This is a genomic window from Micromonospora acroterricola (genome assembly GCF_003172955.1).
In the GTDB taxonomy this organism is placed as follows: domain Bacteria; phylum Actinomycetota; class Actinomycetes; order Mycobacteriales; family Micromonosporaceae; genus Micromonospora; species Micromonospora acroterricola.
The window spans coordinates 1-20,715 of record NZ_QGKR01000120.1; the positions used below are offsets into that span (position 1 = coordinate 1).

Below are 20,715 nucleotides of genomic sequence, written 5' to 3' on the forward strand. Positions count from 1 at the left end.
ACCCCGGGCTGCCGTCTCCGGCAGCCCGGGGTCGTCCCGGCGCTCGTAGAGCCGGACGTCGTGACCTCGGCCGGCCAGCTCGGCGGCGACCCGCGCGATGTGCTGCTGGGTGCCGACCGGCGGGCCGTCGGCGTGGCGATACGAGCTGGTGTGCGCGCAGACGAGGCCGACGCGCATGGGTCACCTCCCTGCGATCTTTCCTCGGCAGTGGTCCTCCCGATCAGAGCGTCCCATTAACCGGGTGACCGGGCGCCGAAACCTGGCAGATCGGGAACAGTCCGCGCAGGTGCCGCCGACACTTGCGCCATGACAACCACATGGCCGACCCGGTGATGCCGTGGTGATCGACAGCCCGCCGGTGGTATGACCAGGCTCAGGCGGGGGTACCGGGCAGGAATGCCGCTGACCCGCAGCCTCGACGACTCGACCGTGGTGATCACCGGTGCCTCCAGCGGGATCGGCACGGCCACCGCGTACGCGCTGGCCCGCCGGGGCGCCGCCGTCGTGCTGGCCGCCCGCAGCGAGCCGGCGCTGCGGCAGGTGGCGCAGCGCTGCCGGGAGTTGGGCGGGCGGGCACTCGCAGTGCCGACCGACGTGACCGACCTGGAGTCGGTGCAGCGCCTCGCCGACCGGGCGGCGGGCGAGTTCGGCCGCATCGACGCCTGGGTGAACAACGCCGCCGTGAGCGCCGTGGGCCTGTTCGACGAGATCCCGGTCGCCGAGTTCCGCCGGGTGCTGGAGGTGAACCTGCTCGGCGCGGTGCACGGTTTCAAGGCCGCGCTGCCGCACCTCGGCGCGGCCGGCGGAGGGGTGCTGGTCAACAACGCCTCGGTGCTGGCCGAGGTGGCGATGCCGTACCAGTCGGCGTACAACGCCACCAAGCACGGCATCCGGGGGCTGGCCGACACCGTCCGGCAGGAGCTGCGCGTCACCGGCCGGGGGCAGATCTCCATCTGCACCGTGCTGCCGGCCTCCATCGACACCCCGTTCTTCCGGCACGCGGCCAACCACAGCGGCCGGGAGCTGATGCCACCACCGCCGATCTACCCGCCGGAGGTGGTCGCCGAGACCATCGTCCGGCTGCTGCGCCGGCCACGTCGCGAGGCGTACGCCGGCGGCGCCGCCCGGCTGCTCGGTCTCCAGTGGCGGCTGGCGCCGGCCCTGGTGGAGCGCGGTCTCGGCTGGTACGCCCACCGGACGCAGTTCGGCCCCGGCGCGCGGGTCGACACCAGCGGCAACGTGTACCACGCCGACGCGCAGGGCCGCCGGGACGGCGGATGGAACGGCCGGCGGGGGCAACTCGTACGGATGACCGCCGCGTTCGGCCTCGCCGCCGCCGGCACCGCGGTCGGCACGATGGCGGCGATCCGCCGGTCCCGGTTGGAGCGCTGACGATGGGCTCCGACGGCCCGGATGAGTTCACCGTCCCCCGAGGGCAGAATGAGGCGGCCATGCCGACCCGCGAGCGTTGTCTGGTGGAGGTCGACGAGTCGTCCTCCGTGGTCCGGCTGACCGGGGTGCTCGACGCCGCCGGCGCCGACGCGGTCCGGAACGCCCTGCTCGCCCGTCTCTGCGACCGCCCCGGTCCGATGGTGGCCGACCTGACCGGGCTGCGGGTCGCCGACCCGGTCGGACGAGGCGTCTTCGCCGAGGTCCGCCGGGAGGTCGCCGACTGGCCGGCCGCCGACCTGCTGCTCTTCGACCCGGCCGTCGCCGGGTTCGGCGGCGCGGACGCCGCACCGGCCGACGTTCCGGCGTGGCCCACCCTGGACGACGCGCTGGCCGTGGCGCCGCTGGCGGCGGTCCTCACCATCGAGCTGGCCCCGACGGTGGGTGCCGCCCGGCAGGCCCGCGAACTGGTCGCCACCGGGTGTCAGCGCTGGGAGATGCCGACCCTGGCCGAACCGGCGTGCATCGCGATCACCGAGATGGTCAACAACGTGGTGGCACACGCCCGGACCCCGATGACCATCCGGCTGGCCCCGCGGGACAGCGCCCTGCGCGTGGCGGTCCGCGACCACTCCCCGCGCCGGCCGTCCTTCGCCGGGCTCGCCCCGCCGACCCGGGCCGGCGGTCGGGGCATGCTGCTGATCGACACGGTGGCCAACCGCTGGGGCAGCACCCCGGTGCCGGACGGCAAGGTCGTCTGGTGCGTACTACGCCCGGAGGACGAGGCCGCCGCCCTCGGCTGATGGGCCGTTCCGGCCCTGGTGCCCGGCTCAACACCGCACGGCCGGCCGTGCCCCGGTTACGGCGGGAGGGCAGCGGGTAGTGATCAGACATGCGCGACAACGAGTACCCGACCCCCGTGTCCGACACCGAGGCGCAGGGCCTGCCCGACACCGCCGACGACGACTCGACGGCCAACGACGATGTGCTCACCGGACGCGAGGCGGACGGCCCGGATCCGGCCCAGCTGCCCGGGGACCGGACGCCGGTGGCTGTGGACCGGTTCGGGACCACCGCCGAGGAGCAGCTCGACGGCGAGTCGCTGGACTACAAGCTCCAGCGGGAGGCGTTCGAGCGCCCGGTGGACGACCCGCTGGCCGGCCCCGTCGACCCGAAGATCGCCTTCGAGGCCGACAACGAGGCGGCCGCGGCGGAGGCCCAGCTGGACGCCGACGTGATGGACCCCGGGCCCACCTCGGACCCGAACTCGCCGGTCTCCCTCTACGACCACGGCCAGCTGGGCACGGTGGCCGACGCCACCGTGGGCCGCCTGGTCGAACCGGACGAGGGGGCGCACACCGACCAGGAGACCGACTCCGTGGCGTACGACGCGGGTTCGGCCGGCGGCGGGGCGACCGCCGAGGAGCTGGCGATCCACGAGACGGAGCCGCCGCGCTCGGTCTGAACGGGGTCAGGCGTCGAGGCCGCGCTCGATGGCGTACCGGGTCAGCTCGACCCGGTTGTGCAGCTGCAGCTTGCCCAGGGTGTTCTGCACGTGGTTCTGCACCGTGCGGTGCGACAGCCCGAGCCGCTGCGCGATCTGCTTGTACGACATCCCCTTGGCCACCAGGCGCAGCACCTCCGTCTCCCGGTCGGTGAGCCGTGGCGCCCCGGGATCGGGGCCCCCGGCCGGCCCGGTCTTCACCGCCGGCCCCGCGGCCAGCCGGCGGTACTCGCCGAGGACCAGCCCGGCCAGGCCGGGGGTGAAGACCGGGTCGCCGGCCGCCGTGCGGCGCACCGCGTCGAGGAACTCGGCCGGCGCCGTCGACTTCACCAGGTATCCGGTGGCCCCCGCCTTGACCGCGTCCAGGACGCTCTGCTGCTCGCCGCTGGCACTGAGCATCAGCACCCGCACCTCGGGCAGCGCCGCGCGCAAGCCCCGGACCACTTCGACGCCGGAGATGTCGGGTAGTTGCAGGTCGAGGACGACCACGTCGGGCCGGGCGGCGGCGGCCACCCGGACGGCCTGCCGGCCCTCACCGCTGGTGGCCACCACGAGGAACCCGGCCTCGGTCAGGTCGCGGGCCACGCCCTCCCGCCACATCGGATGGTCGTCGACCACCATCACCCGCACCGGGGTCACCGCTCCGCCCTCGGCACGGTCATCTCGATCTCGGTGCCGGCGTCGGGGGCCGAGACGATCCGGACCGTCCCGCCCAGGTCCGCCACCCGGCCCCGGATCGACTGGGTCACGCCGAGCCGCCCCTGTGCGGCCGCCTCCGCCAGCCGGCCGTCCGGAATGCCCGGCCCCTCGTCACGGATCGACACGGTCACGGTCGCCCCCTCGTCCTCGACCAGCACCCAGGCCCGCCCGCCGGCGTGCCGTCCCACGTTGTCCAGCGCCGCGCCGGTCGCGGCGGCCAGTTCCCGGGCCACCTGCCGGGGCAGCGCCACCGGGGTGGCCGGCGCGGAGAGCGAGACCGTCGGTGAGGCGTACGGGTTGAGCAACGCCCGCAGGTCCACGGCGTCGGCCGCGCCCGTGACAGCGGCGCCTGCCGGGGCGGTGCCGGCGATCAGGGCGCGCAACGCGGCCTCCTGCTCGCCGGCCAGCCGGGCCAGGTCACCGGCCTCGCCCGGCAGGTCCGCGCCGCGCCGCTGCACCAGCGCCAGCACCTGGAGCACCGAGTCGTGGATGCCCCGGGCCAGCCGCTCCCGCTTCCGGGTGGCCGCCTCCAACTCCACCGCGTGTTGCAGCCGCTCCTCGGCGCGCGCGGCGAGCCGGGCCACGTGCCCGACCACCACCCCGGCGAGCAGCATCAGGATCACCCCGGTGAACGAGGACTGGCCGATCCGCTCCCGGGTGGCCAGGTCCGCCCCGGCGACCAGCAGCGCGGCCACCGTGCCCCGCCGCCGGCCACCGGAGACGGCCCAGGCCAGCACCGGGCCCGCCATCCAGGCCACCCCCATGGTGGGTACGCCGGTGGCGAGCGCCGCCCGTCCCACCACCCACGGGGTCGCCAGCACGACGGCCATCACCACCGCGAGGTCGGCCAGCAGCAGCGGCCAGCGCCGCCAGGCCGGCCGGGCGTACGCGACGGCGGTCGCCCCGGTCCAGGCGATCATCAGCAGGACCAGGGCGCCGACGGCGAACGGGTGGGCGTACCGGTCGGCGTCACGCACCGCGAGCACGCAGACGTACGTCAGGGACGCGAACCGGAACACCGCGAGCGCACGCCAGAGCGGCACCTCGAAACCACCCGACGGCGACGGCATGGCGGTCAGGATGCCACAGTCGGCCCGGGCGGGCGGGGAGCCCCGAGTGCGGTTCGGGAAACCCTGACGTACGGTGGAAAAGCCGCGAAATTCTCCGAGATCCGCCGTCGGGACGGGGCCATGACGAACGCCGATCCGCACGCACCGCGTACGGTTGTGCCCATCGAACCCGCCCTCCTGATCGCCGAGGCCTTCGAGCAGGCCCAGGTGACCGAGATTCGACACTCGGTCACCTCGTGCGCGCACGCCTCCGGGCTGACCGGGCAGCGGCTGGACGACTTCGTGCTGGCGGTCAACGAGCTGATCACCAACGCGGTGCGACACGGCGGCGGGCGGGGGTGGCTGCGGCTCTGGCACGAGCCGGGGCTGCTGGTCTGCGAGGTCGCCGACCACGGGCACGGCATCAGCGCGCAACGGCTGGGCGACCGTCGCCGCCCCGAGCCGGACACCGCCGGCGGCTGGGGCCTCTGGCTGGCCCGCGAGCTGACCGACGCCATGGAGGTGGCCAGCGGCACCGCCGGCACCACCGTGCGGATTACCTCCACCCTGGCGAACCGAAACCACACCGCGCACTGAACCCGTGCCCCACGCCGGGGCCGAGGGCGGTCAGGCGAAGAGCGCGGAGACCGACTCGCCGTTGTGGATTCGGCGCATCGCCTCGGACAGGGCCGGGGCCACCGAGAGGACCTGGAGCTTGGGGACCCGCTTGGCGGCCGGGATGGGGACCGTGTTCGTGCAGACGATCTCCAGTACGCCCTGCTGGTCGCTGAGTCGGTGCAGCGCGTCCCCCGAGAAGAGGCCGTGTGTGCAGGCCAGCCGGATCGAGCGGACCCTCAGGCCGCGCAGGTGCTCCATCAGCTCCACGACCGTGCTGCCCTTGGCGATCTCGTCGTCCAGCACGATGACGTCCCGGTCGGTCACCTCGCCGATCACCGCGCTGATCTTGACCAGGTCGTCGCTGAACCGCTGCTTCGCCCCCGCCGCGACCGGCGTGCCGAGCAGCCGGGCGAAGGCGGCGGCCTCCTTGGCGTTACCCAGGTCGGGCGAGACGACCACGGTGTTGCTGAGGTCGTAGCGGCGGAAGTGGGTGGCCAGCTCACGCAGCGCGTGCAGGTGGTCCACGGGAACGCTGAAGAAGCCGTGCACCTGGGGCGAGTGCAGGGTCATCGCCAGGACCCGGTCGGCGCCGGCCGAGGTGAGCAGGTCGGCGACGAGCCGGGCGCCGATCGAGATCCGCGGCGCGTCCTTCTTGTCCGAGCGGGCGTACGCGTAGTGCGGCAGCACCACCGTGATCCGGCCGGCGGACGCGCCCCGGGCGGCGTCGATCATCAGCAGCAGCTCGACCAGATGCTCCTGCACGGGCGGCACCAGCGGCTGGATCAGGAAGACGTCCCGCTCCCGGCAGTTGGCCTGCAACTGCACTTCCAGGCAGTCGTTGGCGAACCGGGAGACCCGCACCGGATGCAGTGGGACCCCCAGGTGGGCGCAGATCTCGGCGGCGAGGTCGGGATGGGCGGTTCCACTGAAAACGGCGATGTCGCGCACGTTCGCACATCGTAGGCGAACCAGCCGGTGGCGGGCGGCGGCGGGCCGCAACCGACCGTGACGCCGGTCGCACCGCGCGGCCGGTCCGGGTACGGTGCTGCCGTGACCCCCCAGTACGTCGCCGCCATCGACCAGGGCACCACCTCCTCGCGGTGCATCGTCTTCGACCGGGCCGGGGAGATCGTCGCCGTGGCCCAGCGCGAGCACCGGCAGGTCTTCCCCCGGCCGGGCTGGGTCGAGCACGACGCCGAGGAGATCTGGGACAACGTTCAGCAGGTGGTCCGGGAGGCGCTGCGGGCGGCCGGCACCGACGCCGCCGGGCTCGCCGCGGTGGGTATCACCAACCAGCGGGAGACCACCGTGGTCTGGGACCGGGCCACCGGCCGCCCGGTGGCCAACGCCGTGGTCTGGCAGGACACCCGGACCGGGCCGCTGCTGCGCGAGCTGGCGGCGGCGTACGGCGAGGAGTGGTTCCGGTCCCGCACCGGCCTGCCGCTGGCCACCTACTTCGCGGGGCCGAAGCTGCGCTGGCTGCTGGACGAGGTGGACGGCCTGCGCGAGCGCGCCGAGCGCGGCGAGGTGCTCTTCGGCACCATGGACAGCTGGCTGATCTGGAAGCTGACCGGCGAGCACGTCACGGACGTCACCAACGCCAGCCGCACCATGCTGATGGACCTCACCACCCTCGACTGGGACCCGGAGCTGCTGGACGCGATGGGCGTGCCCGCCGGCGTCCTGCCGGAGATCCGCTCCTCCGCCGAGGTGTACGGCACGGCCACCGGAGTGCTGGCCGGGGTGCCGGTGGCCAGCGCCCTCGGCGACCAGCAGGCCGCCCTGTTCGGGCAGACCTGCTTCCAGCCGGGCGAGGCGAAGTGCACGTACGGCACTGGCAGCTTCCTGCTGCTCAACACCGGTGCCAGCCCGGTCCCGTCGACACACGGCCTGCTCACCACGGTCGCCTACCGGATCCACGGCCAGCCGGCGGCGTACGCGCTGGAGGGCGCGATCGCGGTCACCGGGTCGCTGGTGCAGTGGCTGCGGGACAACCTCGGGTTGATCTCGACCGCCGCGGAGGTGGAGGAGCTGGCCCGCAGTGTGGACGACAACGGCGGCTGCTACGTGGTGCCGGCGTTCTCCGGGCTCTTCGCCCCGCACTGGCGCAGCGACGCCCGCGGCGTGATCGCCGGCCTGACCGGTTACATCACCAAGGGGCACCTGGCACGGGCGGTGCTGGAGGCGTCGGCGTGGCAGACCCGCGAGGTGGTCGACGCCATGAACGCCGACTCCGACGTGGCCCTGCGCCGGCTCCGGGTGGACGGCGGGATGACCGCCAACCGGCTGCTCATGCAGTTCCTCGCCGACGTGCTCGACGTGCCGGTGGTCCGCTCACGGATCACCGAGACCACCTGCCTGGGCGCCGCGTACGCGGCCGGTCTGGCGGTCGGCTTCTGGCCCGACCTGGCCACCCTGCGCGCGCAGTGGCGCTCCGACGCGCAGTGGGAGCCGGCCATGACCCCGGAGCTGCGCGACCGGGAGCTGGGCCAATGGCGCAAGGCCGTGCAGCGCACCCTCGACTGGGTGGAGTGAGCCGTGCCCCTGACCATCCCATGGCAGGGCGGCCCCCGCCCGCGAGAACGCCGCCGCGGCATCGTTGGACGAGCCCGCGATCGCGGAGCAGGGCCGCCGTCCGCACCGTGCCCGGCTCAGCTCCAGCGGTTGCCGGTGAGCTTCTCGTACACCTCGACGTAGCGGGCCCGGGTCGCCTCGACCACCTCGGCCGGCATGTCCGGCGCCGGGCCCTGCTTGTTCCAGCCGCTGCCGGTGGCCCAGTCCCGCACGTACTGCTTGTCGTAGGAGAACTGCACCCGCCCCGGCTGGTACGACTCGGCCGGCCAGAACCGCGACGAGTCGGAGGTGAGCAGCTCGTCGGCGAGGACCAGGGTGCCGTCCGGCGCCCAGCCCAGCTCGATCTTGGTGTCGGCGATCAGGATGCCCCGGTCGGCGGCCAGTTCCGCGCCGCGCCGGTAGATGTCGATGGTGACCTGCCGCAGCCGCTCGGCGGTGGCCTGGCCCACCTTGTCCACCACGTCGGCGAAGGTGATCGGCTCGTCGTGCTCGCCCATTGGCGCCTTGCTCGACGGGGTGAAGATCGGCTCGGGCAGGATCGACGCCTCGCCGAGCCCCCGGGGCAGCGGAACGCCGGAGACCGCGCCGGTGCGCTCGTACTCCCGCAGGCCGCCGCCCGTGAGGTAGCCCCGGGCCACGCACTCGACCGGCACCATGTCCAGCCGCTGGCAGCGGATCGCCCGCCCGGCGAACTCCGCCGGCACGTCGGTGGCCGAGATGACGTGGTTCGGCACCAGGTCGGCGAGCTGCTCGAACCACCACAGCGAGAGCGCGGTGAGCAGGCGACCCTTGTCCGGAATCGGCGTCGGCAGCGCGACGTCGTAGATCGAGATGCGGTCCGAGGCGACCAGGATCAGGTCGTCGCCGTCGGCGTACACGTCCCGGACCTTGCCCGAATGCAGAAGTTCCACGCGCCCTAGTACACCATGCGGGTACCGGGCGGCCCGCTCCGACCACCCACGCCGGCACGGTCCTCAGGGGTGCCCGGACGGACGTTGACACCTTCCCGCACCGCCTGCGTGAATGGTCCGACCGCCGCCACCCGCAGGTGCCAGGAGACCCCGTGCCCGTTGTTCGCCCCCCGATCGACCGCCTCGGTGCCGACCCGGGCCGGCGCCGCGTGCTCGGCGCGCTGCTCGGCGCCCCTCTGCTGGCAGCCGGCGGGCTGGCGGGGTGCAGCGACGGCGCTGCCACCTCGGCCGACGAGGGGCCGGTCGAGCTGTCGGTCTTCTGGTGGGGCGGGACGAAGCGGGCCGAGCTGACCGAGAAGGCGCTGCGGCTCTACTCCGAGCGCAACCCCCGGGTCACCTTCCGGGTCACCTGGCAGGGCGCCGACGGCTACTACGACCGGCTGGCCACCCAGGCGGCCGGCGGCAACGTGCCGGACCTGATCCAGCTCGACGACTCGGTGCTGACCGAGTACACCCAGCGCCAGATCGCCCTCGACCTCAGCGAGCGGGTCGCCGACCACCGGTTGGACCTGCGCGGCCTGCCGGAGGGCCTGGTCCGCTACGGCACGGTGGACGGCCGGACGATGGCCGTGGCCGGTGGTCAGACCCTCGCGGCGGTGGTCTTCAACCGTGACCTGCTGCGGGAGCTGCGGGTGCCGGAGCCACGCGCCGGGATGCCCTGGGCCGACTACATCGCCTGGGCGGAGCAGGTCACCGAGGCCAGCGACGGCCGGGTGGCCGGCACGATGGACCCGTCCGGCGACTACCGCGCGCTCTGGCTCTGGCTGCGTTCCCAGGGCGGCGAGTTCTACCGGGGGCGTCAGCTCGGCTTCGGCGCGGACGAGCTGATCGGCTGGTTCGAGCTGTGGCAGGGGGCCCGTGCCGGTCGGGCCACGCCGAGCGCGGCCCTGGTCGAGCAGGCCGACAGCGGCGAGCCGGCCCGGCAACTGGTGGTCACCGGGCTGACCGCCGCGTCCTTCGCCTGGTCCCACCAGCTACCGGAGTTGCAGCGCCTCACCGAGGCCGAGCTGGGCGTGGTCGCCTTCCCGGGCCCGCCCGGTGCGCAGTGGGCGCGGGCGTCGATGTACTGGGCCGGGTTCCGCGGCACCCGCCACCCGGACACCGTCGTCGACGTGATCAACTTCCTGACCACGAACGGCGAGGCCGGCACGGTCCTCGGCCACGAACGTGGCCTCAACGCCAGCATTCTCGTCCGCCGCTACACCGAGGGCAGCATCACCGACCCGGCTCAGCAACGGGCCGCCGCCCTCAACGCCAGCATCGGCGAACAGCTCGGGCCGGCACCGGCGCCACCGCCGAAGGGGCACGCCAAGGTGCGTACCCTGCTCGTCGCCACCGCCGAGAGCATCCGCTCCGGGCGGGCCGGCACCCGCGCGGCCACGTCCCGTTTCATCGCCCAGGCCAACGCAGCCCTGGCGGCCTGACCAGAGGCGGCGGCCGAATCGGCCGCCGCCGCTGGCCGGACGCGGCGCGAGCGACCCGCTCAGCGCGGCGGGCCGCCCCGGCGGTTGCGCGTGAATCGCAGCACCAGGAACACGATGATTGCCACCACCACCAGGCAGCAGAGCAGGCCGAGGAACCCGAAGCCGCCGCCGCGGGACCGCCGCCTGGCGGCCTCCACCACCAGCTCACCAGTACCCGTGGACGCCCAGGCCGCGACCGGCACGAAGACCGCCAGCACGACCGCACCGAGGACCGCGCTGAGCCGGCCCCACCACTTGCCGAATGAAGACATGTGCCCATCCTCGCCGAAGAGCGCAAACTCGGCACGCTGGTCCACGCCTTCGGCCTCCCGTGACACGCGAGGGACCGGTCCCGCCGCCATCAAAAAGCCCGGCCCCCACGATCCGGGGGCCGGGCTTTCGACGTGCACTTCCATTTGTAGCGGGGACAGGATTTGAACCTGCGACCTCTGGGTTATGAGCCCAGCGAGCTACCGAGCTGCTCCACCCCGCGTCGACTGGTTAACCCTAACCCACGCCCCCGGAGTGATGATCAGCGGGGGTGGCACCGGCCCACCCGCGGCGGTAGCCGGGGATCCGAGCCGGCCCGGGTCGGCCCGACAGGCAGGCAGCGGGTCGGGCTGACCGGGAGATACCGAACGGCCCCCGAGGAGTAGATCCTCGAGGGCCGTTCGTCGTGGTAGCGGGGACAGGATTTGAACCTGCGACCTCTGGGTTATGAGCCCAGCGAGCTACCGAGCTGCTCCACCCCGCGTCGGTTCACTAACCGTAGCGCACCGACCCGGGGCACCGCAAAGCGACCCCGATACCGCCAGCCCAGACCCCGCTGACCTGGGCCGTCGTCAGTCGAGCCAGTCCTCGATCGCCGCCACCGCCCGCCGACTGTCGCCATCGACCTGCGCCCGCTCGGCGGAGGTGTTCTCCCAGCCCTGTTCCCAGAGCACCGTCACCACGTCCCCGACCCGCACCGCCCGGACCAGCCGGACCTCGTCCTCCCCCGGCTCGCCCATGCCCTCCGGGTACGGCGCCCGCATCTCGAACAGCACCGACTCGTCCCCGTACCGACCCGGGTCCAGCAGCCGCTGCCGCCAGGTCCTCTCGGTGTCGTCGGGCAACTCCTGCTCGGGGCAGTCGCGGACGGCCCGCCGCAGCTCCCGCAGCGCGTCGTCGGCACGGCCCGCCCGGTAGATGGTGATGGTGTGCCGGTAACTGCCGGCCGGCACGTACCCCGCCGGGGTCTCCGGTCGCTTGTAGGCCAGGTACCGGCCCCGGCGCTGCACCACCCCGGACTCGCTGGAGTAGCGCGCTCCACAGAGCACCGGCAGCGCCGAACCCTCGACCCGCGACTCCAGACCCGTCTGGTTCTGCGCCGCCAGGACGAAGAAGGCACGGTCCGGGATCGAGGTGGGCGTGCGGGAAGTCGCCGCTCCGGTCGTCGGGGCCGCTGACGGCGTACCCCTCGGTGTGCCGCGCGGCGACGCCGGGGCCGACGGCGAGAGGGAGGGGGACGACGAGGACGCCGACCCCGTCGGCACCGGGCCGGGGGTGTCAGCCGGCGGCGGCAACGGCGCGGAGCCGTCCGCCGACACCAGCAGGCGGCCTCCGGCGGCCACCCCGCCGAGCAGCACCGCCACCGCGAGCGCGGTGCCGGCGAGCCGCAGCCGGGCCCGCCGGTCGGCGCGCCGCCGGACCAGCTCGGGGTGGACCAGTTCCTGGCCGTCCGCCGTATCGCTGAGCGACCGGTACAGGTCGGAGAGTTCAGCTGACATCGTTCGCCTCCAGCTCCACGGTCGAGAGGTCGGGCAGCAGCGCGGCCAGCCGGGACCGGCCTCGGGACAGCCAGGACTTCACGGTGCCCACCGGCACGTCGGTCTCCCGGGCGATCTCGTCCACCGACATGTCGAAGAGGTAGTGCAGGGCCAGCGCCTGCCGTTGGGCGGCCGGCAGCTGGCGGAGCGCGTGGACCAGCAGGACCCCGTCCTCGCTCGGCGGCGGGGCCGCCGGCGGAGGGCCGGTACGGCTCAGCACCGCCCGCCGGCGGTGCAGGTGCCGCCAGCGGTCGGTCGCCAGCCGGGCCACCACCAGGCGCAGCCACGCCTCCGGCGCCGGATGCGCCGCCAGCCGTCCCCACTGCCGCCAGGCGCGGGCGAACGCCTCCTGCACCAGATCCTGCGCCTCGGTGTGGTCGCCGGCGACCGCGTAGCCGTACCGCAACATCCGCCGGGCGGTGCCCCGGTAGAACTCGTCGAAGCTCTGCGCATCCCTCACGGCTGCTCCCCCTCGTCCACCCCTTTGCAATGAGGACGGCGATCAGGTGCCGCAGGTTGCGGGTCGGCCGGCCGGCGCCTGTCGGAGAGGCGACAGGGGACCCACCTGTGGAAACGGCGAAGCCCCCGGCGTCCGGACCAGGGTGCGGTCCGGGCGCCGGGGGCTCCGTGAGGCGTGCCGGGACGGGCGGGTCAGCCGCCCGCGGCGGCGGTCGGGCTGGGCGGCGGCGCGCTGCCGCTCGGCGACGGGCTGCCGCTCGGCGAAGCGGGCGTGTTCGCCGCCGGCTGCGCCTGCTGGAAGGCGGTCAGCGCCTCGTCCAGCGCCTTGAGCGCGCGGCCGTACCGCTCGAAGTCACCGGAGGTCTGGGCGGCCCGGACCTCGGTGATGGCGGTCTGCACCCGGTCCGCCGCGGTGGCCAGCTCCCCCGTCAGGGGTGGCGTGCCGTCGCCGGTGGTCGGCGGCGGCGGGGTGCCGCCCCCGGTCGTCGGAGGCGGCGGCGCGCCCTGCCCGGCCCGCTTGCCCTGGTCGACCAGTTGCTTGATGCCGTCGTTGATGTTGTCGGCCAGCGCGACGAAGGACCCGCCGTCGCCGTACGAGAGCAGCACCTTCTGCAGCAACGGGTACGCGTCCTGCTGGTTGCTCTTCACGTAGACCGGCTCGACGTAGAGCATCCCGTCGGCGAACGGCAACGAGAGCAGGTTGCCGTACTGCACCTGCGCCTGGTTGCTGGAGAGCAGGTTGAGCTGCTGGCGGATGTTCGCGTTGTTGGTCATCTGCTGGTGCACCTGCACCGGGCCGGAGATCCGGGTCTGGTCCGGCAGCTCCAGTACCTCCAGCCGGGGCTTTCCCTCGACGTACGACCCGGAGATCAGCGCGGCGAGGTTCTGCCGGCCGTTCGGCGTGACCGCCGAGGTGAGCTGGAACCGCGGGCTCTCCTGCCCGGGGAACTGGGTGAACAGGTAGTACGGGGGCTGCTTCTGGCCGCTGTCCGGCGCGTCCGGCACGTTGGGCACCTGCCAGAAGTCCTGCGCCGAGTAGAAGTCGCCCGGGTTGGTCACGTGGAACTTGGTGAGCAGGTTGCGCTGCACCTTGAACATGTCCGCCGGGTAGCGCAGGTGCTCGGTCAGCTCGACCGGGATGTCCTTCTTCGGCAGCACCAGGTCACCGCCGAACGCCTTGTTCCACGCCTTGAGCACCGGGTCGGTGTCGTCGTACTCGTAGAGCTTCACGGTGCCGTCGTACGCGTCGACGGTGGCCTTCACCGAGTTGCGCATGTAGTTGACGTTCTCCCGGGCCAGCTGGAAGGTGCCCCGGTTGGTCAGCTCGTCGGTGGTCTCGGTCTGGAGGTTGACCCGCTCCGCGTACGGGTAGGTCGCCGCCGTGGTGTAGCCGTCGACGATCCACTGCACCCGGCCGTCGACCACCGCCGGGTAGGGGTCGCCGTCCAGGGTGAGGAACGGCGCGACCTTCTCCACCCGGTCCCGCGGGTTGCGCACGTAGAGCAGCTTGGAGTCCTTGTTGACCGCCTCGGAGAGCAGGAAGTTCGACTCCTGCTCCTTGATGGCGTACAGCAGCCGCCGGGTGAAGGAGCCGATCTCGACGCCGCCCTCGCCGGTGTAGGTGTAGGACTCGCCGCCACCGTCACCGACCGGCCGGTCGAACTCGGCCTTCTTGTCCGGGTCGGCCTGGCCGACGATCGCGTAGTCGTCGGCAGCCATCCGCTCGCCGTAGTAGATGCGCGGCTGCTTCGCCGGGATCTGCTCGGTCTGCGAGGAGCACGCCTCCTGGGTCTTCTCACCCAGGAAGCCGGACACGAAGAACGGCTGCCCGCCGCAGACCACCTGGTTGGCCGGGGCGGCCACCAGCCCGTAGCCGTGGGTGTAGACGGTGTGCCGGTTGATCCAGGTGTTCTGCTGGTCGGTCAGCTCGCCGTAGTTGATCTCCCGGACGCCGACCACGTAGTCGGAGACCTTGCCGTTCACCCCGTACCGGTCGATGTCCAGCTTCGGGCCGAAGTCGTAGAAGCCGCGCACCTGCTGGAGCTGGGTGTAGGTCTCGCTGACCAGCTGCGGGTCGAGCAGCCGCACGTTCGACACCACCGAGGTGTCGGTGGCCAGGTTGGCCGGCGGGGTGAGGTTGCTCGCCGCGTACGGGGTGGTCTCGGTGGTCGCCAGCCCGAACGCCGCCCGGGTCGCGTCGATGCTGCGCTGGATGTACGGGGCTTCCTTGTCCTTGGCGCTCGGCTTGACCTCGAAGGTCTGCACCGCCCAGGGATAGATGCCGCCGATGGCCACCGCGGAGACGCCGAGCAGGGCGAGCGAGATGCCCGGCCAGACCAGGTTCCGCATCCACGCGTTGGAGAACACGATGATCGCGATCGCCACGACGATCGAGATGTAGGCCAGGATCTCCTTGGCCGGCAGCAGCGCGTTGACGTCGGCGTAGCCGGCGCCGTACAGCTTGGCCCCCTCGTTGTACTCCAGCAGCATCGCCCGCCGGTCCAGCACGTACGCGACCGACTTGAGCAGCACGAAGACCGCGACGAGGCTGCTCAGGTGGGCCCGGGCCGCGTTGCTCATCCGGTCCCCGACGCCCTGGAGGCGGACCCCGCCGAAGAGGTAGTGCACCGCCAGCGCGCCGATCACGGCCAGCACCACGGCGGTGAAGGCGACCCCGAGCAGGTAGCGCCAGAACGGCAGCTGGAACACGTAGAAGCCGATGTCCACCCCGAACTCCGGGTCCTTGATCCCGAAGTCGCCACCGTTACGGAACAGCAACCACTGGTTCCACCGGCTCTGCGCGGAGAGGCCGGCGAAGAGCCCGACCACGGCGGCGGTCAGCGCGATCCAGGTGCCGAGGCGCGGGCTGAGCGCCATCCGGTAACGCTCCAGGGTCGCCTGCTCGACCGAGTGCGGACGCAGACGCGGGCGCAGCCGGTGGGCCAGCCACAGGTTGCCGCCGACGATCACCGCCATGCCGAGGCCGACGGCGAGGAAGAGCAGCAGCCGGGTGACCAGCACGCCGGTGAAGACCTCGGTGTAGCGGACCTCGTCGAACCAGAGCCAGTCCGTCCACGCCTGGACACCCCAACCGAGCAGGGTGAAGAGCACGAACACCCCGACCAGGACGACGATGGTGACGCGTCCACGCCGGCTCATCCTCGGCAGGGGGCTGCTGCTACGCATTACCACTGTTGGCTCCGCACGCTCGATGTGATCGGCTCCGACCAGGCACCCAGAGTACGGGGTGTTCCTGAACGTGTCGGGGCACGGTCGCGCGCGTCAGCAGCGGGTCGGCTGGCCCCCCGCCCGCAGCGTCTCCAGCGCGGTCAGCCCCTCGTCCAACGAGCCCACCCGCAGCAGCGGCAGATCGGGCTGCGGATTGCGGACCGCCTCGGCGCAGTTGTCCGCCGGCACGAGGAAGACCTTGGCCCCGGCGCGTTTCGCACCGACCAGCTTCTGGGCGATCCCGCCGATCGGGCCGACGTTGCCCTCGTCGTCGATCGTGCCGGTGCCGGCGATGACCTGACCACCGGTGAGGTCGGCCGGGGTCAGCTTGTCCACGATGCCCAGGGCGAACATCAGGCCGGCGCTCGGCCCGCCGATGTCCTCCAGGTCGATGCCGAGCGTGAACGGATGCGGCTGCTGCTGCTCGATCTCGACGCCGATCCGCGGCCGGCCGTCCTGCTCCCTGCTGGTCACCGTCGCGGTGGCCGCCGCGCCGTCGCGGGTGTAGCCGATGGTCAGGGCCGTGCCGGCCGGCTTGGCCCGGACCAGATCGGTGAGCTTCGAGGCCACCGGCACCGGCTGACCGTCGACCGACGTGACCACGTCACCGACCTTGAGTACCCCGGCGGACGGGCCGCCCTCGGCCACCGTCTTGATCACCACCTGCACGGGGAAGCCCAGTTCGCGCAGCGCCGCGGTCTCGGCGCTGGTCTGCGACACCTTGAAGTCCTCGGCGTTGCGCTGCTCGACCTGCTCCGTCGACTCCCCCGGCGGGTACACCAGCTCGCGCGGCACCACCGCCTCGTCGTCGGAGAACCAGCCGGCGATCGCCGCTCGGAGCCGCACCGTGGGCTGCACCCCCACCGTGGTCAGCCGGAGCTGACCGGCGGAGGTGGAGGTCTCCCGCCCGGAGATCTGGATGACCTCCTTGCCGTCGGCCGTGCCGAGGGTGTTGACCGTCGGGCCCGGGCCGAGCACCACGTACGGGATCGGCACCCGGAGCACCCCGATGCTCAGCAGGGCGGTGAAGAGGGCACCGAGCAGGACCGTCAGGCCACGACGTCTCATGCGGCAGAGCGTACCGACCACCCGGGGCCCGCCTGACGAATGCGCCGCGCGACTTCGCCCTCAGCGCAACGCCAGCGGCGGCTACCAGGGGCGCGGCGCGCGTACCGTAGACGTCGTGCCTGATATTCCGTTCGGTTTCGCGCTCCCGGGTGGGCAACCACCAGACCCCAACGATCCCGCGCAGATGCAGCAGTTCATGTCGCAGTTGCAGCACCTGCTCTCCGCGCCGGGCAGTGGGCCGGTCAACTGGGACCTGGCCCGGCAGGTGGCGGCCAGCCAGCTCGCGGCCGCCGGCGACCCCGCGGTGTCGCCGTACGAGCGCAACGCCGTGGAAGAGGCGCTGCGCCTGGCCGACCTGTGGCTCGAGCCCGCCTCGTCATGGCCGTCGGGCATCCAGTCCCCGGTGGCCTGGAACCGCAACGAGTGGATCTTCAAGACGCTGGACGTGTGGCGCAAGCTCTGCGACCCGGTGGCCAGCCGGATGGTCGGCGCCATGGGCGACCTGGTGCCGCCGGAGGCGCGCGCCCAGCTCGGTCCGATGCAGTCGATGGTCGCCACCCTCGGTGGCGCGCTCTTCGGCGGGCAGTTGGGGCAGGCCCTCGGTTCGCTCGCCGCGGAGGTGCTCTCCGCCGGCGACATCGGGCTGCCGCTCGGCCCGGCGGGCACGGCCGCGCTGATCCCGGCCAACATCCGGGCGTACGGCGAGGGCCTGGAGCTGCCCGAGGATGAGGTCCGCCTCTACGTGGCGCTGCGCGAGGCCGCCCACCAGCGGCTGTTCCAGCACGTCCCGTGGCTGCGCGGGCACGTGCTCAGCGCGGTCGAGATGTACGCGTCGGGCATCCGCGTCAACCGCGAGGCGATCGAGGAGGCGATGGGTCGGGTCGACCCGACCGACCCCGAGTCGATGCAGGCGATCGCGCTGGAGGGCATCTTCACCCCCGAGGACAGCCCGGCGCAGAAGGCCTCGCTGGCCCGCCTGGAGACCGCGTTGGCCCTGGTTGAGGGCTGGGTCTGCCATGTGGTGGACAGCGCCGCCAGCGAGCGGCTGCCGAACGTCGTCCGGCTGGGTGAGGCGTTCCGCCGCCGCCGCGCCGCCGGCGGTCCCGCCGAGCAGACCTTCGCCGCGCTGGTCGGTCTGGAGCTGCGCCCGCGCCGGCTGCGCGAGGCCGCGGCGCTCTGGGCCGCGCTCACCGAGCACCGGGGCATCGCCGGCCGGGACGCCGTCTGGGGTCACCCGGACCTGCTGCCGTCCGACGACGACTTCGCCGACCCGGTCGCCTTCGCGATGAACGACATGGACCTGAGCGAGCTGGACAACTTCGACTTCACCGCACCGGGTGGGGCGGAGGAGAAGGCCCCGGGCCAGCAGGACGACACCGACGGCGACGCCAGGTCCTGACGGCCGAACGGGTGCCCGCGCCGATCGGCGGCGGGCACCCGGCAGGTCGGCCCGCGGGCCCCGACCAGGTTGACCAGCGGGTCAGGCCGGCCGGCCGGAGCCGGAAAGCAGGGCGCGGGTGGCCTCCCAGCCCTCGAAGGCCGGGTCCAGGGTGGCCAGGTCGGCCGGGCCGCGCAGCCGGCGCCAGCCGGCGGTGACCGCCACGTCCTGCGGTCGGGGGGCACCGGCCCGCGCGTCGGCCGGTATCGCGGTGTCCAGGTCCAGCGGAGCGAGCCAGCCCGGCACGGGCAGCCGCGCGGCCACGCCGAGCAGGCCCGGCCCGCCGCCCTCCACGGGGGCGACCGCGACCGGTCGGGTGGTGAGCGGGCGCAGCAGCTTGCCCACGGTCAGCGCGGGCAGGTCCGGCACGTCGCCGGCGAGCACGGCCGCCTGGTCGTAGCCCTCGATCGCGGCGAACACCGCGGTCGGTGTCGGCTCTGGCACCTCGTACACGACCGTGCCGGGCCAGACCAGAGCGTCCGCCAGAGCGCGGTCGGCCGGGGTCACCGCGACGGCGACGTCCACCTCGTTGAGGGTGGCGAGCAGGTCGACGACGTCCTCGGCGAGCGCCGCCCGCCAGGCCGCCCGGTCGACGCCGGGGGGCGACCAGTGCACCGGCCCGAGCAACGCCACCACCACTCGTCGTGCCACGTTCCCGACCCTAGCGCCCCGGCACCGGCCTGTGCCGAGCCGGTGATCGACCCGGTGTCAATGATGTCGCGGCATCCCGGAGGCTCGGACACCGCGGTGTCAGGAAGCCGAGTCGATCACCGGGCGCGCTCCCGCGTCAGGACGGCAGGGGGGCGCAGGACGCGGCCGCGACGCCCTCGAGGTAGCCGCGGGCACGTTCCGCCTTGGGATAGCGACCGACGAGCGACCAGAACCGCGCGTTGTGGCTGGGCACGATGAGGTGGGCCAGCTCGTGCAGCAGCACGTAGTCGATCACCCAGTCGGGCATGTCCTGCACGCGGTGTGAGATCCGGATGCTGCGGTCGGCGGGCGTGCAGGAGCCCCACCGGCCGTTCTGGTTGGTGACCCACCGGACGCTGGCCGGCACCGCCTTCGCGCCGTACCCGCCGAGGTAGAGGTCGATCAGCCGGGTGGCCCGCGCCAGCAGCTCGGCGTCGGACCGGGCCAACCGGCCCTCCCGGGCGGCGAGCCGGGCGAGCATCCGGTCGACCCACTCGCTCTCCTCGGCCCGGGAGAACTGGTCCGGGATGAGGACGACGACCCGCTCACCGTCACGGTACGCAGACACCGTGCGTCGCCGGCGCTGGCTGCGCCGCACCTCGACGACCGGCTTGCGCGTCCCCGCCATCACTGGCCCGCGCAGCCTCGGCTACGTGTCACGAAGGAAAGCTAATGCGTACTGACCAGGGGTCCGCAAGAGTCAACCGCGCGACACGCGCCCAGAAAATGGTGATTGGTCGTCCGGCGTCCCGAAAATTTCTTGGCCGCACCGCCGTCGCGCCATCTCGTCACCCTTCGTGAACACCGATGGCGTGCCGCGCGGTCCCCTCCACCGTAGGTGATCACCGTGCCCGGTGCGCCGCGGGGGCACCCGCACGGGTGGCTGAGAGGGTTTAGCCGGCGTGTCCCCGCCAAACTGACTTATCCGACCTAATTCGCCATGCACACTCTCGACGTCGACTTGCTCACAGGTCGATGCACAGCTGACATGGAACTGCCCAGACCTGGGTAGGGTCCGCGAACCAGCGGTCACGAAGGTGGCCGTGGAGTGAGACCCAGCGCCGGCGCCCCGTGTGGCCCGCCGCCGGGCACCCCGCCGGGACGGCATCGACCGGCGGACGAGACGAGGAGGGCACCGTGGCCGACCAGGCCCAGACCTACAACGGTTACTGCGTGAAGTGCAAGGAGAAGCGGGACTTCGAGGGGCACGTCGAGGTCTCGAAGACCGGAATGAACATGGCCAAGGGCAAGTGTCCGGTTTGCGGGACAACAGTGAACCGCATCCTCGGCAAGGCGAAGGTCTGACCCGACGGGTGGGCGGGGGCGGGGTGGCCATCAGCCACCCCGCCCCCGTTCCGTTCCGGAGCGGTGACCGCTCCCGAGGGTCTGTCAGGTGGCCGACACCGTTACCGGCGGGTTGTGGATAACCCGTCAAATCCTGTGGACAGTGCTGGACAGAGACCTGGCCACCTGTGGACAACGATCGACGCAACGCAGGGAAGCGGTCACGATTCGTCAACATGAGTCGTATCGCCCTGCCCCGCCCGACCCTGCTGCCCGGCCTCAGCCGACTCTGGCGGGATCGGCACACCCTCCAGCTCGGCGTCGGCCCGGGGCCCGCCGCGCTGCTGGAGCTGGCCAACCCGCGCGCCGCCCACCTGCTCGACCTGCTCGACGGCACCCGCAGCGAACGCACCGTGCTGGCCCACGCGGTGACGACGCGGGTCACCGCGGACGAGGCCCGTACCCTGCTCGAC

General features: G+C 72.9%; 19 protein-coding genes, 2 tRNA genes and 2 pseudogenes. 9 read left to right on the plus strand and 14 right to left on the minus strand.

The features are described from left to right. Window positions 1-177, minus strand: a pseudogene (locus DKT68_RS04255) (glycosyltransferase); the annotation flags it as partial. Between the two features lie 219 nt (window positions 178-396). Between DKT68_RS04255 and DKT68_RS04260 the strand changes: the two are divergent. From DKT68_RS04260 to DKT68_RS04270, 3 genes are all read left to right on the plus strand, one after another. Beyond that, window positions 397-1,392: an SDR family oxidoreductase gene (locus DKT68_RS04260; RefSeq protein ID WP_201748896.1), complete on the plus strand. Its 996-nt coding sequence runs from the start codon at window positions 397-399 to the stop codon at window positions 1,390-1,392. 59 nt (window positions 1,393-1,451) lie between these two features. Then, window positions 1,452-2,192: an ATP-binding protein gene (locus DKT68_RS04265; protein WP_236646711.1), complete on the plus strand. Its 741-nt coding sequence runs from the start codon at window positions 1,452-1,454 to the stop codon at window positions 2,190-2,192. Window positions 2,193-2,281: 89 nt separating this feature from the next. Continuing rightward, complete coding sequence (locus DKT68_RS04270; RefSeq protein WP_109816126.1) at window positions 2,282-2,854, plus strand: DUF5709 domain-containing protein; 573 nt, start codon at window positions 2,282-2,284, stop codon at window positions 2,852-2,854. Window positions 2,855-2,860: 6 nt separating this feature from the next. Here the strand turns inward: DKT68_RS04270 and DKT68_RS04275 are convergent, their stop codons facing one another. Together DKT68_RS04275 and macS are read right to left on the minus strand one after the other, a co-directional pair. Continuing rightward, complete coding sequence (locus tag DKT68_RS04275; protein WP_109816140.1) at window positions 2,861-3,514, minus strand: response regulator; 654 nt, start codon at window positions 3,512-3,514, stop codon at window positions 2,861-2,863. Window positions 3,515-3,528: 14 nt separating this feature from the next. Beyond that, window positions 3,529-4,662, minus strand: coding sequence for a MacS family sensor histidine kinase (macS, locus tag DKT68_RS04280; RefSeq protein ID WP_109816127.1), 1,134 nt, complete (start codon window positions 4,660-4,662; stop codon window positions 3,529-3,531). A gap of 120 nt (window positions 4,663-4,782) precedes the next feature. Between macS and DKT68_RS04285 the strand changes: the two genes are divergently transcribed. Then, a complete protein-coding gene (locus DKT68_RS04285) occupies window positions 4,783-5,238 on the plus strand; it encodes an ATP-binding protein (protein WP_109816128.1) in 456 nt (151 codons plus the stop codon). Window positions 5,239-5,268: 30 nt separating this feature from the next. On the opposite strand, the gene DKT68_RS04290 is transcribed toward DKT68_RS04285, so the two are convergent. After that, entirely contained in the window at window positions 5,269-6,207 is a 939-nt protein-coding gene (locus DKT68_RS04290; RefSeq protein ID WP_109816129.1) for a ribose-phosphate diphosphokinase, read from the minus strand. A 102-nt stretch (window positions 6,208-6,309) separates the two neighbouring features. Here DKT68_RS04290 and glpK point away from each other — a divergent pair, with 102 nt between their 5' ends. Beyond that, window positions 6,310-7,794 carry a glycerol kinase GlpK gene (glpK, locus tag DKT68_RS04295; RefSeq protein WP_109816141.1) on the plus strand — a complete coding sequence of 495 codons (1,485 nt, stop codon included), beginning with the start codon at window positions 6,310-6,312 and terminating at the stop codon, window positions 7,792-7,794. Window positions 7,795-7,910: 116 nt separating this feature from the next. Here the strand turns inward: glpK and DKT68_RS04300 are convergent, their stop codons facing one another. Next, window positions 7,911-8,744, minus strand: a complete 834-nt coding sequence (locus DKT68_RS04300) for a phosphoribosylaminoimidazolesuccinocarboxamide synthase (protein ID WP_109816130.1) — start codon at window positions 8,742-8,744, stop codon at window positions 7,911-7,913. A 152-nt stretch (window positions 8,745-8,896) separates the two neighbouring features. On the opposite strand from DKT68_RS04300, the gene DKT68_RS04305 reads away from it, so the two are divergent. Further along, entirely contained in the window at window positions 8,897-10,228 is a 1,332-nt protein-coding gene (locus DKT68_RS04305) for an ABC transporter substrate-binding protein (RefSeq protein WP_109816131.1), read from the plus strand. A gap of 59 nt (window positions 10,229-10,287) precedes the next feature. Here DKT68_RS04305 and DKT68_RS04310 read toward each other — a convergent pair whose 3' ends face one another. The 7 genes from DKT68_RS04310 to DKT68_RS04340 all read right to left on the minus strand — a co-directional run bounded on the left by DKT68_RS04310 (window position 10,288) and on the right by DKT68_RS04340 (window position 16,830). Beyond that, window positions 10,288-10,539: a hypothetical protein gene (locus tag DKT68_RS04310; protein ID WP_109816132.1), complete on the minus strand. Its 252-nt coding sequence runs from the start codon at window positions 10,537-10,539 to the stop codon at window positions 10,288-10,290. 147 nt (window positions 10,540-10,686) lie between these two features. Continuing rightward, a tRNA-Met gene (locus DKT68_RS04315) sits at window positions 10,687-10,760 on the minus strand. Between the two features lie 184 nt (window positions 10,761-10,944). Beyond that, a tRNA-Met gene (locus DKT68_RS04320) sits at window positions 10,945-11,021 on the minus strand. An 88-nt stretch (window positions 11,022-11,109) separates the two neighbouring features. Next, a complete protein-coding gene (locus DKT68_RS04325; protein WP_109816133.1) occupies window positions 11,110-12,036 on the minus strand; it encodes a hypothetical protein in 927 nt (308 codons plus the stop codon). Then, window positions 12,026-12,535 carry an RNA polymerase sigma factor gene (locus DKT68_RS04330; protein ID WP_109816134.1) on the minus strand — a complete coding sequence of 170 codons (510 nt, stop codon included), beginning with the start codon at window positions 12,533-12,535 and terminating at the stop codon, window positions 12,026-12,028. Before DKT68_RS04330 ends, DKT68_RS04325 begins: the two co-directional genes overlap by 11 nt. Window positions 12,536-12,726: 191 nt before the next feature. Continuing rightward, window positions 12,727-15,720 carry a UPF0182 family membrane protein gene (locus DKT68_RS04335; protein ID WP_109816135.1) on the minus strand — a complete coding sequence of 998 codons (2,994 nt, stop codon included), beginning with the start codon at window positions 15,718-15,720 and terminating at the stop codon, window positions 12,727-12,729. 96 nt (window positions 15,721-15,816) lie between these two features. Then, entirely contained in the window at window positions 15,817-16,830 is a 1,014-nt protein-coding gene (locus DKT68_RS04340; RefSeq protein ID WP_201748897.1) for a YlbL family protein, read from the minus strand. A 115-nt stretch (window positions 16,831-16,945) separates the two neighbouring features. Here DKT68_RS04340 and DKT68_RS04345 point away from each other — a divergent pair, with 115 nt between their 5' ends. Further along, a complete protein-coding gene (locus DKT68_RS04345; RefSeq protein ID WP_109816136.1) occupies window positions 16,946-18,229 on the plus strand; it encodes a zinc-dependent metalloprotease in 1,284 nt (427 codons plus the stop codon). A gap of 81 nt (window positions 18,230-18,310) precedes the next feature. Here the strand turns inward: DKT68_RS04345 and DKT68_RS04350 are convergent, their stop codons facing one another. Further along, entirely contained in the window at window positions 18,311-18,919 is a 609-nt protein-coding gene (locus tag DKT68_RS04350; RefSeq protein WP_109816137.1) for a glycosyltransferase family protein, read from the minus strand. Between the two features lie 136 nt (window positions 18,920-19,055). Beyond that, the gene (locus DKT68_RS04355; RefSeq protein WP_109816138.1) at window positions 19,056-19,586 is read right to left on the minus strand and encodes a M48 metallopeptidase family protein; all 531 of its coding nucleotides are present in this window, start codon (window positions 19,584-19,586) and stop codon (window positions 19,056-19,058) included. A 509-nt stretch (window positions 19,587-20,095) separates the two neighbouring features. Here DKT68_RS04355 and DKT68_RS31355 point away from each other — a divergent pair. Then, entirely contained in the window at window positions 20,096-20,263 is a 168-nt protein-coding gene (locus tag DKT68_RS31355) for a DUF5679 domain-containing protein (protein ID WP_007464795.1), read from the plus strand. Window positions 20,264-20,478: 215 nt separating this feature from the next. Next, window positions 20,479-20,715 (plus strand): annotated as a pseudogene (locus DKT68_RS04365) (hypothetical protein); the annotation flags it as partial.